11 protein-coding genes are annotated in these 15,457 nt (G+C 39.2%); 1 reads left to right on the top strand and 10 read right to left on the bottom strand.

Features of this window, described 5'->3' with window-relative positions; genetic code table 11:
• The first annotated feature begins 171 nt into the window (after positions 1-171).
• Positions 172-309: a type I restriction-modification system subunit M N-terminal domain-containing protein gene (locus tag NCI00_RS27755; protein WP_253533018.1), complete on the top strand. Its 138-nt coding sequence runs from the start codon at positions 172-174 to the stop codon at positions 307-309.
• 1,258 nt (positions 310-1,567) lie between these two features.
• On the opposite strand, the gene NCI00_RS27750 is transcribed toward NCI00_RS27755, so the two are convergent.
• The 10 genes from NCI00_RS27750 to NCI00_RS27705 all read right to left on the bottom strand — a co-directional run bounded on the left by NCI00_RS27750 (position 1,568) and on the right by NCI00_RS27705 (position 15,429).
• A complete protein-coding gene (locus NCI00_RS27750) occupies positions 1,568-2,977 on the bottom strand; it encodes a replication initiation protein (protein ID WP_253533017.1) in 1,410 nt (469 codons plus the stop codon).
• Between the two features lie 699 nt (positions 2,978-3,676).
• Entirely contained in the window at positions 3,677-3,931 is a 255-nt protein-coding gene (locus tag NCI00_RS27745; protein WP_253533016.1) for a hypothetical protein, read from the bottom strand.
• Between the two features lie 44 nt (positions 3,932-3,975).
• Positions 3,976-4,581, bottom strand: coding sequence for an AAA family ATPase (locus NCI00_RS27740; protein WP_253533015.1), 606 nt, complete (start codon positions 4,579-4,581; stop codon positions 3,976-3,978).
• 155 nt (positions 4,582-4,736) lie between these two features.
• Entirely contained in the window at positions 4,737-5,750 is a 1,014-nt protein-coding gene (locus tag NCI00_RS27735) for a PDDEXK nuclease domain-containing protein (protein ID WP_253533014.1), read from the bottom strand.
• Between the two features lie 16 nt (positions 5,751-5,766).
• Positions 5,767-6,966 carry a restriction endonuclease subunit S gene (locus NCI00_RS27730; protein ID WP_253533012.1) on the bottom strand — a complete coding sequence of 400 codons (1,200 nt, stop codon included), beginning with the start codon at positions 6,964-6,966 and terminating at the stop codon, positions 5,767-5,769.
• Positions 6,959-8,584: an HsdM family class I SAM-dependent methyltransferase gene (locus tag NCI00_RS27725; RefSeq protein WP_253533010.1), complete on the bottom strand. Its 1,626-nt coding sequence runs from the start codon at positions 8,582-8,584 to the stop codon at positions 6,959-6,961. Before NCI00_RS27725 ends, NCI00_RS27730 begins: the two co-directional genes overlap by 8 nt.
• Positions 8,578-11,661: a type I restriction endonuclease subunit R gene (locus NCI00_RS27720; protein WP_253533008.1), complete on the bottom strand. Its 3,084-nt coding sequence runs from the start codon at positions 11,659-11,661 to the stop codon at positions 8,578-8,580. Before NCI00_RS27720 ends, NCI00_RS27725 begins: the two co-directional genes overlap by 7 nt.
• 482 nt (positions 11,662-12,143) lie before the next feature.
• Complete coding sequence (locus tag NCI00_RS27715) at positions 12,144-12,755, bottom strand: hypothetical protein (RefSeq protein WP_253533005.1); 612 nt, start codon at positions 12,753-12,755, stop codon at positions 12,144-12,146.
• A 1,055-nt stretch (positions 12,756-13,810) separates the two neighbouring features.
• Positions 13,811-14,947: a hypothetical protein gene (locus NCI00_RS27710; protein WP_253533003.1), complete on the bottom strand. Its 1,137-nt coding sequence runs from the start codon at positions 14,945-14,947 to the stop codon at positions 13,811-13,813.
• An 8-nt stretch (positions 14,948-14,955) separates the two neighbouring features.
• Positions 14,956-15,429, bottom strand: coding sequence for a hypothetical protein (locus tag NCI00_RS27705; RefSeq protein WP_253533001.1), 474 nt, complete (start codon positions 15,427-15,429; stop codon positions 14,956-14,958).
• Between the last annotated feature and the right edge of the window lie 28 nt (positions 15,430-15,457).

Raw genomic sequence — 15,457 nt, 5'->3', positions numbered from 1 at the left:
AATTATAGTCCGATTGGAATCAAATTTAGCAGTTTTAATCGAGCGTTCTGTAAATAACCATTTGTATACAGCCAGCCAAGATTACGCTTGGCTGGCTATTTTTAAACGCTCTTTCCCCCAATTTTTTTACTTTGTGGTTTGAATCATAAAATACACACCAACAAATACCCAATGGAACTAACCAAAATTACCCTTTATCAACTCGAAAATTTCTTGTTGGCTGAATGTGACATCCTACACAACAAAATGGATGCCTCCGACTACAAATATTACCTCTTCGGAATGCTGTTTCTCAGGACTTTCTCATAAAAAGGTAAAGTGGGAATAAGTAGGCATTTTTGAGGTGTTCTAAATTGAGGTGGTTCAATTTATAGGCACAGTGAATTTTCAGAATTTTATAATGCTCATTTTCAAATTATTCAGGGTTTTTATAGCCCAGAGACGAGTGCTTCCTTATCCATTTATAATATATTTCGATGTAGTCGAAGAGTTCTTTCTGAGCGTCACGGACACTCAAAAATGCTCCTCCCTCCAGTAATAAGCGGCCGCATGGGCGGTTCCATCAATAACGACTCTGCAAAAGCATTGTCGTAGGGATCTTCGGCCCGACTCATACTGGGCCTAATATGCCACAAATTTATCAATTCTTTCAACTCAGTCGATATATACTGTCCACGGCACAGGCCGCCCTGCTCGATCTGAATGAATGATTAATCCTGCTAAAGGTTTGGCGCATTGTAAGACCCTTCGTAGCTGAATGATAACCAGTTCATATTCCATCGTTTCACCAACACGCCATCCCACTATTTTGCGTGAAAAAAGCAGGGCGGTCTGTGTCGTCCATCCAGATTGCTAAAAAAGCCCATTCTCCATTGACCAGTGGCAAATAAGTAATATCACTGACAGCGCGGTGTACAGTCCAAACTAACTTAGGAGCTATTGGCAAAGTTTGATCTAACAGCAAATTCGGCCAGTAACCTTTTCCAAGCCTGCTATCAGTCGTGCGTGGCACAAACGATTTTGACTGAATGGCCTTTAAACCAGAGCGTTTCATTAGTACTCTCATCTGATAACGACCAATTATATGGATATCATTTTAAGCATTTCAGCCTTAAAGTCTGCGTCGTATTTGCAACGTTTGAGAGAGTGTTTTTTAGGTTGTATGATCTTGCAAGTTAAGCAAGTTCACTGTACCGATTTATCAGACCATCTCAGATTGATATTTTATAACAGTTTCTATGAGCTTTCTCCAAAATGGAGAAAAGTTATCAAACGCTCATCTGAATGATTGAAGGTGTTGTCAGGGAAGGTTAAAAATAGCTGTTTTATTTCCATTCATTTTCATAATCAACATGATTCCGTCTTAGAAGCCTGTTTTCATCTTTGCCCTAAATTGTGCTTTCAAAACAATATAATTTTCTACATTCCTTTTATGAAACAGATATTGAGAGATATATCAGATAATGTGTTTTTTATCACATATAAATAACGATATAATTACGTTAAAATATCATTTTCATAGTTCTAAATATCTAGATTTATAGAAATATAGAGTACTAGAAATACATTAATCTACAAAAATATTTAGTTCCTTACCTTTCGTAAGGTATGTTACCCTAATAGGCTCAAATTCTTCCTTATACAAATTGTCGACTATATAAGTTATCATTGAAGCGGCGAAGCTGCCGCCGTTCTTTATATTAAAAATAAATTCTTCTTTGCTATTTTTTGGATATAGAGGATCCGTTTTATAATTATCCAGCGAAAGCGCGCTTAAAAAATCACCTTTGTCTTTTCTGATTTGGAGGTATTGAATAAAATTGCTCCTCAATTCTTCATTTCCATTTTCAATTTTTTCAATCGTAAAGGATTCCTTCGCATTGTGAAAGTCAGATCGCAGTTGTTGCTGTTCCAGTTCCAACTGCTGTTGCTGATCAACTTTTGCTTTCACCATTCTTTCCTTTACCCTTACTTCTTCCTTTAGCTTTTTCTTCTTTACTTCCTCTTCATAAAGCGATTTACTGGCCACCATCGTTTGCAAATACCCTCCGACATCCTTGATCTTATTTGCTTTTACCTGCTCCAGTGTATAGCTGATTCCAATATTAATTTGTTCCATTGGGTACAAGGAAAGCCATTTTTCTACAACTTCTACAGCAACGTAGTTACTAACTAATGAATGTATGATTTGAACATCATTCGATTCATTGTTGTGTTCAGCAGGCGGAGTAATGTCAATCAAATCCTTTCTTTCAAATTTCTTTTTATTCTTTATAATTTTAAATCGTAGTGAGGCAACCTTTCTACCTTGCTTAATCTCTTTATCAATGTCAAAGTATAATTCCGAATAGCTTTTAAGTTCTTTTCTGGCTTGTTCAATCACATATTTTTTAAAATCATAATAATTTTTGTACTTGTCTTCGATTTTAAAAAGATGTTTTATTTCATTAACCTGCATTTCAAACCGCCCAAGATTTTCAAACTGCTTGCATAGCTCAAAAAACCTGATGGCATAAGCACTATCAAGCTGAATTATATTACGTATATCGTATACCGTGAAATTTTCTTTCAAATCAAGCAAAAACGGCTTTAACTCAGGATCAAATCTAAATGTGTAACATCCCTTTTTTTTATGATACTTCCAGCTGCTCAATAGATTGGTGCTGAGTCTGATTTCATCATCTTCATAAAAGATAGATTTATTCTTCAATTTCTCTGCCTGGACTTCGATAACTTCATAAATCGCTTTAGTATTAATATTGGCAAACTTTTGAAACTCAGAAATTTGTATTGTAATAGGCTGAAAATCCTCCAGAGACATATCTACCTTAGATATCATGTGCAGCAAAATCTTAAATTGAATGGCTGTTATATCGAATGAAGAATTAATAAGGGGATTTCCCTTTGCCAACTTGTAAGGATCTTTAGATACAGCAAGAATAGCCTTATGCCTTTTGTCGTCTTTTTCGCTCGCCATTTTTGAGAATTATTGAATAACAATCATTGTTTATTATTACAGTTTGGCAAAGATGTAATACAAAAAACGAGTGACAAAATTTATTGCTCGTTTTTTGTATTACAGTTAGACCCTATAAAACTCGTTTTAAATTCATAATACATTGACAATCAAAATATTGTGTTATTTTCATTTGTTGTAAAAAAAGTTAATATTCGCAATAAAACGAGTAACAAAGTGAAAAACTCGTTTTTGACCCTATAAAACTCGTTTTTAACCCTATAAAACTCGTTTTTAAAGTAGTACTTGACCCTATAAAACTCGTTTTTAACCCTATAAAACTCGTTTTTAACCTCATAAATAACTGATAATCAGTGTCTCCAGAGAGGTGTAAAGATTTAAAATATGTTGTTTTTTAAAAGATATAAAACAACAGTGTTGTTGTTGAATTAATTTTTTTAAAAAAAGAACCCTATAAGCGGTCTTTTAATTGTATATTTTATATAATTAATAAAATATACCGTTAGTCGCGACCCTATAAAACTCGTTTTTGGGGATTTAAAACACTGATAAACAATATTTTATGATAGACCTGCGCATAGGACACCTTTTAAAGATCAGTGAACAAAGCCGCGACCCTATAAAACTCGTTTTTAGTTACATATTTCACTGATATTTAGTTTATTAGTACTTTATGATCAAAGGCTCAAACTCAATTTTTTATTGGGTGAGATAATTGGACAAGGCTTCATTTACCATTTCTTTCATACTTTTATCAATATCAAGTCCTTTGGCCTTTAGTTGTTTCATTAACGCCTTTGGTATCCATACGTTAAGCTGTATCTCTTCGACTTTCTCAACAGGATTGACGGTACTAATGGGATTAACTGTTTGTATTGCTACCACCGCAGGTTCTGTTTTTAAACGTTCCGCAAACCCGCTTAATTTATTTTTATAAGTGCTTTTCTCATTCATGGTTCTAGATTTCTATAATTATGTAAATATAGATTAATAAGTTTCTATAAACCTAATTGATTCAGAATTTCATCCGCCAAATGAGCAATTTCTTCTTTAGCCTTTTCATCTTCTGAATTGAACACTCCATTGGTAAGGGCAGACCGAGTATAACTTACACGATCCGACAGGGTTGAATTTAAAAGAGGGATAGAGTAGTCTGCCAATATGCTTTTTACCTCATCGTTCATGCTTGTACGATGCTTTACCATATTCAGTACAATCCCCGCCTTTAAATTGGGATGCCGGCTCTGAACTTGTTTTATAATTTCGATTGTAGCTTTGATAGCGAGTACATCAAAAAAGCCTACTTTCGATGGGACCAAAACATAATCAGCAACAGAAAAAAGTTCATAAAGTTGATTAGTAAGATATGGAGGCGTATCTATGATCAGTAAATCATAAGGAAGTCCCTGTAGATTATCCAGTTTACCCGTGAATGGGACAAAGTGAATGCCCTCTAATTCAGCTTGGATACCTGTCAAGCTGCCCTGTAAGTCAGTATCTAGCACGGCTACTTTTAGCCCTTCTTTAAAACATGCCGCGAGATTGAGGACAATGGTCGTTTTTCCGACCCCTCCCTTTTGATGGGATATTACAATTGTTTTCATTTAGAATTCTATATATATGCATTTATAGATTTATAGAAATACAAATATATAGAATATAGCTTATTGAATAATAGGCTATGATTTTTTATTCAACAATATTTTTCTGAAATGAATATTCCGATGAACCGATTTTCTCCGTTATGGGTGCGGAATAGTCACCCTTTCCATTCCATTAATTTTTGCATTATTTCTTCGGTCATGGGCAGTAGGTCTTTGTAGGTTTCGGGGAGTTGCTCGGTGGTGGTATAGGTAGCGATACCAATCGGCAGCGTAGCGGTTTTGAGCGAATATTCTACCACCGTTCGATTTTTACTTTTGCAGATTATAATACCGATGGCGGGGTTTTCGTGCGGGAGCTTTACGGTGTCATTCAAGACCGATAAATAAAACTCCATTTTTCCTTTATACTCAGGCTCAAACTCCCCGATTTTCAACTCAATGGCAATTAATGATTGTAGTTTTCGATGAAAAAGCAACAGGTCGATCCTGTATTCTTTGTCGTCTACGTGGATTTTATATTGGTTACCGATAAAACTGAAATCTGCCCCAAGTTCTAAGAGAAAATCTCGGATGTTTCGGATGAGTGCCTGTTCGAGTTCGTATTCGCTGTGCTGCTCGGACATCTCCAAAAACCCAAAATTGTATTGGTCTTTTACTGCCAAATAGGCTTGATTTTTGATTTTATCGGGTAATACCTCGTTAAAATTGGTTTGATTGAGCAGGTATTTTTGATAGGTTTTGTTTTCAACCTGATGAATGAGCACATCCTTTGTCCAACCCATTTTTTTGGTGGCAATAGTGTAAAAAAGCCGTTCCTGCGGGTCTTTGCAGCGTTTCAGTATAACGATATGCTTGCTCCAGCTAATTTCTCGTACCATTGGTACGAGATTTATATCTGCCTGATATTCAGTGTAGAACTGGGCCATAAGCCAAAGATTGCCTTCTGAAAACCCCGTCATTTCGGGAAATTCTTTTTGCAGTTCTTTAGATAACGTAGGCACAATGGCTTTGCCCCAACCCATGGCTTGCTTTTCAGCAATGGCTTTGCCGAGTTCCCAATACAAGTTGATAAGCTCAGTATTGACGGCTTTTAGGGCTTCATACTGCGCTTGCCTTACTTTTTGCTTGATTTCGGCAATAAATTGTACCTGAGAATAGCTTATGTCCATGTTGTTTCTTTTCTAACTACTGCACCTTCACTTGCCCGTTCATCAGCATCGGCAACAGCCAATCACGAAGCTCCGAAAGTTGTTGGTTTTCTTTTGTAACCTGCTCTTTCATTTCAAATGCAGGTGTCAATACAGTATCAAATTTTTTTAGGATATTAGAGGATGGTATTACAATTTTTAATTTATTCAGAATTTCAGTAGTTAAACTTGGGACAGCAGTTCCAGCATTCAGTGAAGCTAAATTTAAAGAGTGCAAAAAATAAAATAAAAATTTTCCGATATGAACAATTTTCATTTTTGAAAAAAACATAGTATCCACTGACCAAAATGGTTTATTTAGATAAAACAAATTGCTCAATGTACCTTTTCTTGGAATCAATATTGATTCATAATCATATAGTGCTTTATCTGCATACCTCATAATTCCTCCTGAACCAAAAACAGGTATTGAACCAAAATTTAAATGTTTATGGTCTTTACCGTATTTAATTTCAATCACTTCCCATAATTCCTTCACCTCCCAACCCTCGGGTATCTCTCTCTTCAATTCCTCATTCCAAACCATTGTACCGCCGCTGCTTTTGTAGGGTTTCCCTGCTTCGTTGGGAAAGTCAAACTGCACAAACCAATAATCATACAGCGTTTTGGCCATCGCTTCCAACTCCGTATTGATGCGGTTGTTGAGTTCGATTTTTGCGTTTAAAGCTGTTAGAACCGAGGCAATTTTTTGTTGAGTAGCTAGAGATGGTAGAGGTATTTCAATTAGCCTAAAGTTAGTTGTTGCTTGCGCTAATGCCGGGACTCCTACATGACATTTGTTTGCCAATAATCTTTTTTGTCCTTCTGATGTATGAAAGTAATAGACAAAAAAAGATGGATCAACCAGGTTTTTATTCAATGAGACACGAAATTGACTTTGTGAGATTACGTATTCATCAAATAACGAGTCTTTAGGAATATATGAGATTTGGCCTAATGTTCCTCGATGAGTTATTACTATGTCACCTCTTCTTGCTATTGCTTTTTTGAATGTCTTTGCTTTTTCAGGTGTTACATATTTAAATGTATCTTCTACAAGTTTGAACGATGTTAAATTAGAGCCATTTAAGACAGGAACTCCTTGACTTACAAAATTTTCAACCTTAATATCTGACCCAAAAGGGCCCATTGAAATTTCTTCTATAACAGCAGAAATTTTTGTTAATTTATTACTCATACGTCAACCCTCCCAACTGTTTTTTTATCTCCACTTCCAATGCCTGTGATTCCGCAAAAAGCGCGTTTAAATTCTTTTTAAAGCCTGCCATTTTTTCCTCAAAGGCTTCGGGGGTAATATCGGTGTACTCGATCTTTACTTCAAAATACTGCCCCGCGCTGAAACTGTAGTTTTTCTCCTTGATTTGCTCATAACTCACCACTACCGAGAAATCCTCTTTGGGTTCGTGGTTGTTGAAGGTGTTGATAATCAAATCCTCCTCGTCGTCGCTCAACAGCGTTTTTTGGTTTTTGCCGTCTTTTACGGTGGTGCCCAGCTTGGAGGCGTCCATCAGCACAATGTCGCCTTTGGTGTTGGCTTTGTCAATAAACAAAATGGAAACGTTGGTGCCCGTGGTAGCAAAGATATTGCTCGGCATCGAAACCACGCCCCGGAGCATTTTTTGCTCCACCAAGCGCTCCCGAATGCGCTTTTCAATGCCGCTTTGGGCCGTGATAAAGCCCGTCGGCACTACAATCGCGGCCTTGCCTTTGGGAGCCAACGTGTACATAATATGCTGAATAAAAAGGGGATAGATAGCCATCTTGTCCTTGTCCTTATTGGGCACGTTGGGAAATCCCGCAAAAAAGCGTTCGCTGTTTTGTTTGGTGTCCAGGTCTTCCACATAATCGCTGAAATCCAGCTTAAAGGGCGGATTGGAAACGATGTAATCAAAGGTCATCAGCTTTTCGCCCACCTTATGGTAAGGGTTCCGCAAGGTATTTCCCTGAATGATGTTTTGAATGGAATGCACCAAATTGTTCAGGATCAGGTTGAGGCGCAGCATACTCGACGATTTTTGCGAAATATCCTGCGAGTAAATGGTACAGCGGTCTTCTCCGATGGCGTGGGCCAAATTCATCAACAATGTACCCGAACCCGCCGAAGGGTCATAACAGGTAACGTTGCTCACGGGGCTGTCGACCAAGATAGACGCCATAATCTTAGCCACGGCGTGAGGCGTATAGTACTCGGCGTATTTGCCGCCGCCGTCTTTGTTGTAATCCTTGATGAGGTACTCAAAAATGGTCGAGAAAAAGTCGAATTTTTGATCGAAGATCTTATCAAAATTGAAGTTGACCAACTGATTCACGAGGGCCTTGCAAAAATTATCCCGCTGTGAGCTGTCGGTGATATAATTGCTCAGCTCGTCAAACAGCGTAATCTTGGCCCCAGTACCCGTTTTGACCGAGAAGATTTCGTTGTTAAAAATGGCAATGTCGCGCAGGGTATCGTCAAAAAACTTCGCAAATTCTTCCTGATCCTGTCGGTTGAAGAGGGTAGACAGAAAATGTTCCCGTTTGAGTTTGGCGCTGTCGGGGTTCATCCGGAGCAGCAGCATTTCGTAGTCTTCTTCGGTGTAGTCGGCGATTTCCTTTTCCCAACTTTCAGCTTCCTGCAATGCCGGTACCAACGCTTTGAGTTCATAGGCGAACTTATCGTTCATAAATTTGTAAAGAAAAACTTGGGTAATGATTTTAAACTCATTGCCATCGTTTCCCAATCCATACGAGGTACAAACGCCCTTAAGGTTGTCGATCAATTGTTTCGTTTGTGCCGTAAAATCCTGTGTTACCATTTTTGAACTCCCTGATATTCGTTTAAGTATTCTTTGACCAGACAGCCGTTGATGTATTTGGCGGTGCCGGTGTCTAAATTGATTTTGGTTTTTGTAAAGCTTCCAATGACCGTCTGAATCATTAATTTTTCAAAATAAGCCTCATTTTTTAACATTTGGGTATTGATCAGCACTTTTTCATCGACTTGGCCTTTGATGTACGTGAGTGTTTCGCACAATTCGCTTTCTCTTTTGGAGACATTTCCCCGCTCCATGATTCGTTTATGAACGCGGGCAAACTTCACATCATAGTCGTATTTGGCCTTGAGCAGGTTGTTTTTGCGGTTGAGCTCGGTTACCTTATCGTAGATTTTTTGCAAGGAGCCGATATTGCGTTTCATGTCGTCCTGCGTGATTTCGTCCAGATTCTTTTTGTTAAACAGCCGTTTCAATTCATCGTACAAAGAAATAAACTGCGGGTCGGTTTGGTCAAAATTTTGTCCCAGCGCTTCGCGGGTTTTGCGGAGGGTGTCTTTGAGTTGGTCGGCAATAACCATTTCATCCTCCGAAATTTTCCGAAACATAAACAGCACATTCTCCAATGCGATATTGAGCAGGTTGGTCGTGTCGGTACTGTTTTCGAGGGCTTCTTTTTGGTTCAACAGGTCCAAATGCCTTGCTGTTTCGTTGTAGAGCTGATTCAATTTATGAAAATCAATCTGCTCCAGCATGTCAAAATGCCCGTACAACCGAATCAGGTTATAGAGGTTTTTGGCGGTTTCCAAGGCTTTTTTGATTTCCAGTACCTGCTTTCGGTCCTCAATTTGGCTGATTTGACGCGAGAACAGTTCCGCATTGTTCAGGTCATAGTGAAACAGCTTCTCCTTGATGTCTTTGATTTCTTCTTCGATCTCTTCTTTGGATTTAAAGAGGCTGGAGTAGGTTTCTATTTCGTCGCCCAATTCCGCCTGAAGCTCGTCAAAGTAGGCTTTGTTGGTAGCGTCAAACTCCTTGGTGATGTCGGCAAAATCGACCACGTAGCCGTACTTAAAGGTTTTGTAGGGCCGATTGACGCGGGTCAGGGTTTGGAGCAGATTATGATTTTTGATGACTCGGCCAATGTAAAGTTTCTTCAAACGCTTGGCATCAAAGCCCGTCAGCAGCATATTGTACACAAACAGAAATTCAATTTTCCCGTCTTTAAAATCCTCCACTTCGGCTTTGCGCTCCTCTTTGTCGCCAATGTCGTGCAGAATCAGTGAAGCCGTCAGGTTTTTCTTTTGGCGTTGGGTGTACGGCCCATACTCTGGCACTGGCTCGGCCGCCATTGCATAAGGCTCCACCTGCTCTAAGGTTTTTTGCGAGGTGTTGTATTTGCTGATAAAGATCTCGAACATTTTTCGGGCTTGATCGGCGCTGTCGCATACCACCATGACCCCGATGGTATGATCATTGAATCGTATTCGACTCTTGATAAAGTCCTGAACAATGTAATCCAGCATGGGTTCCACAAACCGAGCATGGGCATATACGATGCGTTTGTCGGCTCCACCTTTTAAGATTTCCACCTCCTTGAGGGCTTGTTTCAACTGAAGCTTATAGCTGGTCTCAATGTCTTCTCGAATCAATTTCAGGGTATAGCCATCAGAAATGGATGCGTTGTAATAGTATTTGTGAATGTACTCGCCAAAGGTAGCCTTTGAGGTACGGTCTTTGGCGATAAGCGGTGTCCCTGTCAACCCAATGAGAATGGCGTTACGGTCTGAGTTGAACAGATTGGCCAGAAAACTGCCTTTAGGGTCATAGCTGCGATGAACTTCATCCAAAAAATAAATGCGCTGCGTGTTGATGTCGTAGTCGTTGGGCCGGAGCACATCCGTATCATCTTTGAATTTCTGGATATTCACGACCGTTACCTCCCGTTTCCCCGAAAAATTATGAATGGCCTGCCGAGTCTTGAAGTCTTTCAGCAATTCATCTCTGGAGTTGACGGTATGTACAACCAACCCCCGGCATGTAAACTCCCGTTTGGCTTGGTCCATCAGGTCGATACGGTCTACGATAAAATAGAATTTGGGAACGATGCTTTTCTGTTGGTACCGATCGGTAAGGTATTTGACATTGTAGTAGGCCAGGGCGGTTTTTCCGCTTCCCTGCGTGTGCCAGATGATGCCTTTTTTTATTCCCTTATTCAAATCGCGTTCAATGGCTTTGGTCGCAAATATCTGCGGATAGCGCATAATGTGCTTTTCCAGCCCTTTTTCCTCCCGCACGTAAGCGATACTGTATTTCAAAAGGAACGCAAAACGGTCTTTGCTGAATAATGATGTCAGTATTCGATTGGTCGGAGTATCTGTTTCTTTATTGGTCAAAAACTCTGGGGAGTGCTTTATGGAGTGTAAGTTGTTGTCTTTCAGAACAAAATTCTCCAAGGTGTCATCTTCGTCGCTGAGCAACGTGGCCAAATCAAATTTTTCTTCCTCCCTGAAGCAGTTAAAGTTTGCCGCAGAGTAGGAAGTCGATGCATAAAAGGCACCTTGAATGGGTTCAATGGATTCAACATCATATTCCATGTTATTGGAAAAGACCAGTACCTGCGAAACATTGATGAATTTGCGAAACTTCTTATTCTTAAAACGGACATTGATTCGGTTACGCTCCTGAAGCACGCCTTCATGGTTGTTAGGTTTCTTAACTTCCACAAACGCCAAAGGCATTCCGTTGATCAGTAGCGTAATATCGGGCCGAAACTCATCATCCCCGTTTTTATAGGTGAGCTCGGTCACCACATGAAATGAATTATTGGTAAAATCCTTAAAGTCAATCAGCTTACTGCCCGAAGTAGCCGTAAGCATTGTATAAAATGCTTCTCCCAAGTCTTCGTTATCTAACTTCAACGAAACGTCTTCAAATAGTCTTTGAACTTCACTTTCCGTTAGTTCAGGATTAATTCGCGATATACTTTCCGCGAAAATATCCGTGAAAATATTGGTACTTTCGTCGCGAGTGGCTTTGGAAAGAGATACATATTCATAGCCTAATCGGCACAGGTGCAGTATAGCGGGTATCTTTACTCGGGTGTTTTCGTTGAAGGCCATAAGAGGTTTAGGTAATCGTTGAGCAGGTCATATAATCCATGAATGAGTGTAAAGATAAAAAAATAAACCTAGTCAAAGGGGGACAGAAGTTGTGGCCTGAAAGCATCACGGCGGTTATTGATGAGCAGGGAAGTGAATTGTTGGTTTGATAAGCTTTGTAAGGTAATACTTGTATACTACTATAACATTCGTCAGAATGTTTTTCTTTCCGAACAGTACTTGTAAAACGCAATTTATAAATCATTTTGCCAAGTAAACTAAGCCAATAATAGTAACTAAACATAAGTAAGAATTCCTGTAAAATATTTGTGTATACAATTGTATGTACAAATGTATATACACCCACTTTTTAACAGAGTACATACTTCACTAAAAACAAAAAACCTATGTTACAGGCATGTAACATAGGTTTTTAAGGAAAATAACATATACCTCTGCATTTTAATTAATACCGAGACTTGTACATACATTTGTGCAGACAATCAGGCAGCCAGCAGGGTTTCTTCTGGTTTTGAAGGAGAATATTGGATGATTTTGGGTCTCATCTTCATGATCGAGGTCCATCGCCAGAAGACAAAGGCCACCACCGCCAAAGCCAGCCCCATCAACCATAGCCTATTTTGTTTTAAAAAACTCATTACCTCTTGGCGGGTGATGGGTTCATCAACGATTTCGGGCGTTACCTGCGCCTGTAATACAACGGGAGAGAGGGAAACTGTGGATTCTTCTGTCTCCGAAATTGCTTCTGCGATTTCTATCGAAGCACTCTTGGCAAGCAACTCAATCAAATCGGACTTGCAGGTGATTTTCTTCCCCTCAAGGGTATGACCCTTAATGTTTTTGAAAAGCGCGGTAAAGGCTTCATTCTTCTCATAGGCTTCCAGCTGGTAACGGAGCTCCTTTATTTGTCCTTCCAGCTCCTGAATTCTTTCTTTATCCAGAGCGGCGGCCTGCACCTGACTGGTCAAATCCTTAAAGCTGACAATGGCTTTTCGGATAAACTCGCTTTCATTGAGGTTTAACTCCTGCGCAAACTCTTTGAGCAGAACTTTGGTGGGTTCATCCACGCGAAAGTTGATGGTTTGATTTTTCATGGTTGTTTTCGTAAACTGTTGTATGACTTTTAAGCAAAGATATTCCTATTTTAATGAATTACGACAAAGGAAACTGATTTAACCATATATGCCTCTTAAAAAAGTGTTCCCGTTAGTTGTGGCGGTAATGGGCTGCGATTTTGTCCCGCCGTGATATTGGTGATCTAAAAGCAGCAATCCATTTAGACAGATGACTGTCTTTTTGATGATTATGAGAGCAGACAACAGATAATTTTCGACCAGTGTTTCAGGTTGTTTTCTTGGGCGAAGTTTGTCCTTTAAGGCTCAAGACCGTAAACCTGTAGGGACAAATGTGTAGACAGTTTTCAGATCAGCTGAAATGGAGGAGAATACACTGTGTTGGTTTAAAAACCGATGTTACAGACCTGTAACATCGGTTTTTAATATATAAGGTAAAATAATGTCTTAGTATATAGGTATCAATTTTTCGTGTATGTACCTTTTTTCGAACCCCTACGTTCCGTTTTTCGGGAGTCGCCATCACGTTTTCGTACTTACGTATCCTTGCGGTATCCTTAAGGTATCATTACGTTTCATTACAGTATCATTACATTGAAACAGGAGTACTTTCCGACCCTGCCGGGTTTTTTAGGATTGTCTTGTCCTGTACAAACAAACGCGGGTCTAATTGTACAATCTGAGCATGATTCTAACAAACATTCAAGTACCCATAATCAAGTGTTTTTAAGGTTATTTTGTAAGATAAACTTGTATACTAATCTATGTATAATTAATTTAAAAAATTGATGGACAAACCTATACAAATGTTGGTTGGCTACCCCAGAGTATCTGCAACCGACCGTAAAGGACTAAAATTTGATTGTATACAGAGATGCTAAATAGCACTTGGGGTTAGTTTATTTCCAGTCCATTCAACTACAGCGGCGTCGGTCTGCCTCAATATTTTAATGAACGTTTCCTGAATTTATTTTTTACGTGTTCGGATTTGTCCTTAACATCAAGAAAATAACCCCAAAATAGCAACACTAACCACATATGCTAAAATCGCTGCGTAATCCGTAGCGAACTATTGACTAATTCGTAGATTGTGAATTAATATCAGGTTCGCTATTGTAACTTTTAATTCGGTTTAGGCGTTCTATCCGTTCTTTCACTATCGGTACATCTTGCCACTTTGTACTTATGTCTTCTCTGAAAAATTCATCAGCTTTATCAATTAGGTTTTGATATTCGACTTTCTGGAGGTTGCGGTAGGCGTTCTCAGCACGGTTCAGGATGATATCGAGAGGTTCGAGAAGTGTTAAAAAAAGCGTTTTTCGTTCTTCTTTCAACTCTTCCCACTTGGCTTGTGCTGCTTGGGGGTTATTGGCTTGTTCATCATTTAAGACCTGAGCCACCTTATCGAGTGCCTCCAAGGTGCGTGGTGTTGATTGATAATAAATAGTTAAAAGGCTGTCGGTCTGGGGAAAGTCGGACAAGATAGGCGTAGAAGATGGCTCTTCAACGATTGTTTCGGTACTATCTTCGGTATTCATCGGGATAGAGTCTGTCGTAACGGTAGAAGTGGGGAAATTTAAATCACTATTCTTGAATCTCCACCATCCCCCCACTGATAAAACCGTTAAGATACCCAGAACCAATAAAGACCTCCACAGATAAGCAGTTGGGCGGACGGGAGTTATTGCCGCTGATTCTTCCTCTACCCTAATATAAAAGAGAGGAAAATGATAGTTTTCTAAGGAACTGCTATCCTTCTGCGAGGAGACCATAAGCAGTGAATTAGGGTCGAAAGAAGGGTTAGCTTCTATATTAATGTACAATATATCTCCCTGTTTGCACTGCAAATTTTTGTATACTAATTGAGCTTTGCCTGCTCTAAGATAACCCACTTGGGTTCTACCGAATGTAAAAACCGATAATTTGCCATCTTCTGTCAGGTTCAATTGAACAAAACGGCTAATAATGTAAGAATTATCTTTGGGATAATCTCTTGATTTTTTAGCCCTGTACTCGTTACGATAGTCAGAATAAGCGCGTTCGAGTGCGGGTATAAAATTGGTTTTATCATAAATCGTCTGGGCATCAAATGACTTGGCAAACGATTGGTGAGAACCCATGACTACTCTTACCAAGTTTTCAGACATATCTTGATGTATATTGGAGCGGAATCCGTGGGTTTGAGGTGTGCTAAATTTCAATGGATTTTGCATGGATTGAGTTAATTTTCAATGGATAAAAGCATACTTTGAACCATTTCTGCAGGTAGTCTGACGTAGTCTATTTCCTCTTGTTCATACTTTTTGATGGCAAATTGGTACGAATCAAGTTCGATGATAAGGCCGTTGTTTTTGACTTTGGAAAATGAACTGAGGCTCTCATCGTTTAAAAAAAGCCGATTGAATGCTGTTTCCCGACCCGAAGCGCATTGTACTTCAATGGTTTTTCCACCATTTTCGACGAAAAAAACGTCTTTATTGGTCTGTTGGAGACGTTGAAAAAGCGCCATAAGCGAATCAGCACGGACTTCTATCAACTGCCTTTTGGTATCCAAAGAGTCTATACGTAATGTTTGGGTAGCCATAGCGATACCTCCTTCGGAGCGGCTAAGCCACCCAAGTGCCAACCCCACCAAAATCAGTATTACTGTTAATACCGCAAATATGATAAGAGAAAAAGTGTTTTGACTTTTCATTAATTCATTGGTTTAATCGTTTGATAAA

The organism is Runella salmonicolor (assembly GCF_024158025.1).
In the GTDB taxonomy this organism is placed as follows: domain Bacteria; phylum Bacteroidota; class Bacteroidia; order Cytophagales; family Spirosomataceae; genus Runella; species Runella salmonicolor.
The sequence above is the reverse complement of the archived record's forward strand: the minus strand, read 5'-3'. Positions and strand labels throughout refer to the sequence as shown.

What these genes read in the sequence shown, in the direction of transcription:
- NCI00_RS27755 (WP_253533018.1), top strand. Translation starts at nt 172, where the DNA reads ATGGAACTAACCAAAATTACCCTTTATCAACTCGAAAATTTCTTGTTG.
- NCI00_RS27750 (WP_253533017.1), bottom strand. Translation starts at nt 2,977, where the DNA reads ATGGCGAGCGAAAAAGACGACAAAAGGCATAAGGCTATTCTTGCTGTA.
- NCI00_RS27745 (WP_253533016.1), bottom strand. Translation starts at nt 3,931, where the DNA reads ATGAATGAGAAAAGCACTTATAAAAATAAATTAAGCGGGTTTGCGGAA.
- NCI00_RS27740 (WP_253533015.1), bottom strand. Translation starts at nt 4,581, where the DNA reads ATGAAAACAATTGTAATATCCCATCAAAAGGGAGGGGTCGGAAAAACG.
- NCI00_RS27735 (WP_253533014.1), bottom strand. Translation starts at nt 5,750, where the DNA reads ATGGACATAAGCTATTCTCAGGTACAATTTATTGCCGAAATCAAGCAA.
- NCI00_RS27730 (WP_253533012.1), bottom strand. Translation starts at nt 6,966, where the DNA reads ATGAGTAATAAATTAACAAAAATTTCTGCTGTTATAGAAGAAATTTCA.
- NCI00_RS27725 (WP_253533010.1), bottom strand. Translation starts at nt 8,584, where the DNA reads ATGGTAACACAGGATTTTACGGCACAAACGAAACAATTGATCGACAAC.
- NCI00_RS27720 (WP_253533008.1), bottom strand. Translation starts at nt 11,661, where the DNA reads ATGGCCTTCAACGAAAACACCCGAGTAAAGATACCCGCTATACTGCAC.
- NCI00_RS27715 (WP_253533005.1), bottom strand. Translation starts at nt 12,755, where the DNA reads ATGAAAAATCAAACCATCAACTTTCGCGTGGATGAACCCACCAAAGTT.
- NCI00_RS27710 (WP_253533003.1), bottom strand. Translation starts at nt 14,947, where the DNA reads ATGCAAAATCCATTGAAATTTAGCACACCTCAAACCCACGGATTCCGC.
- NCI00_RS27705 (WP_253533001.1), bottom strand. Translation starts at nt 15,429, where the DNA reads ATGAAAAGTCAAAACACTTTTTCTCTTATCATATTTGCGGTATTAACA.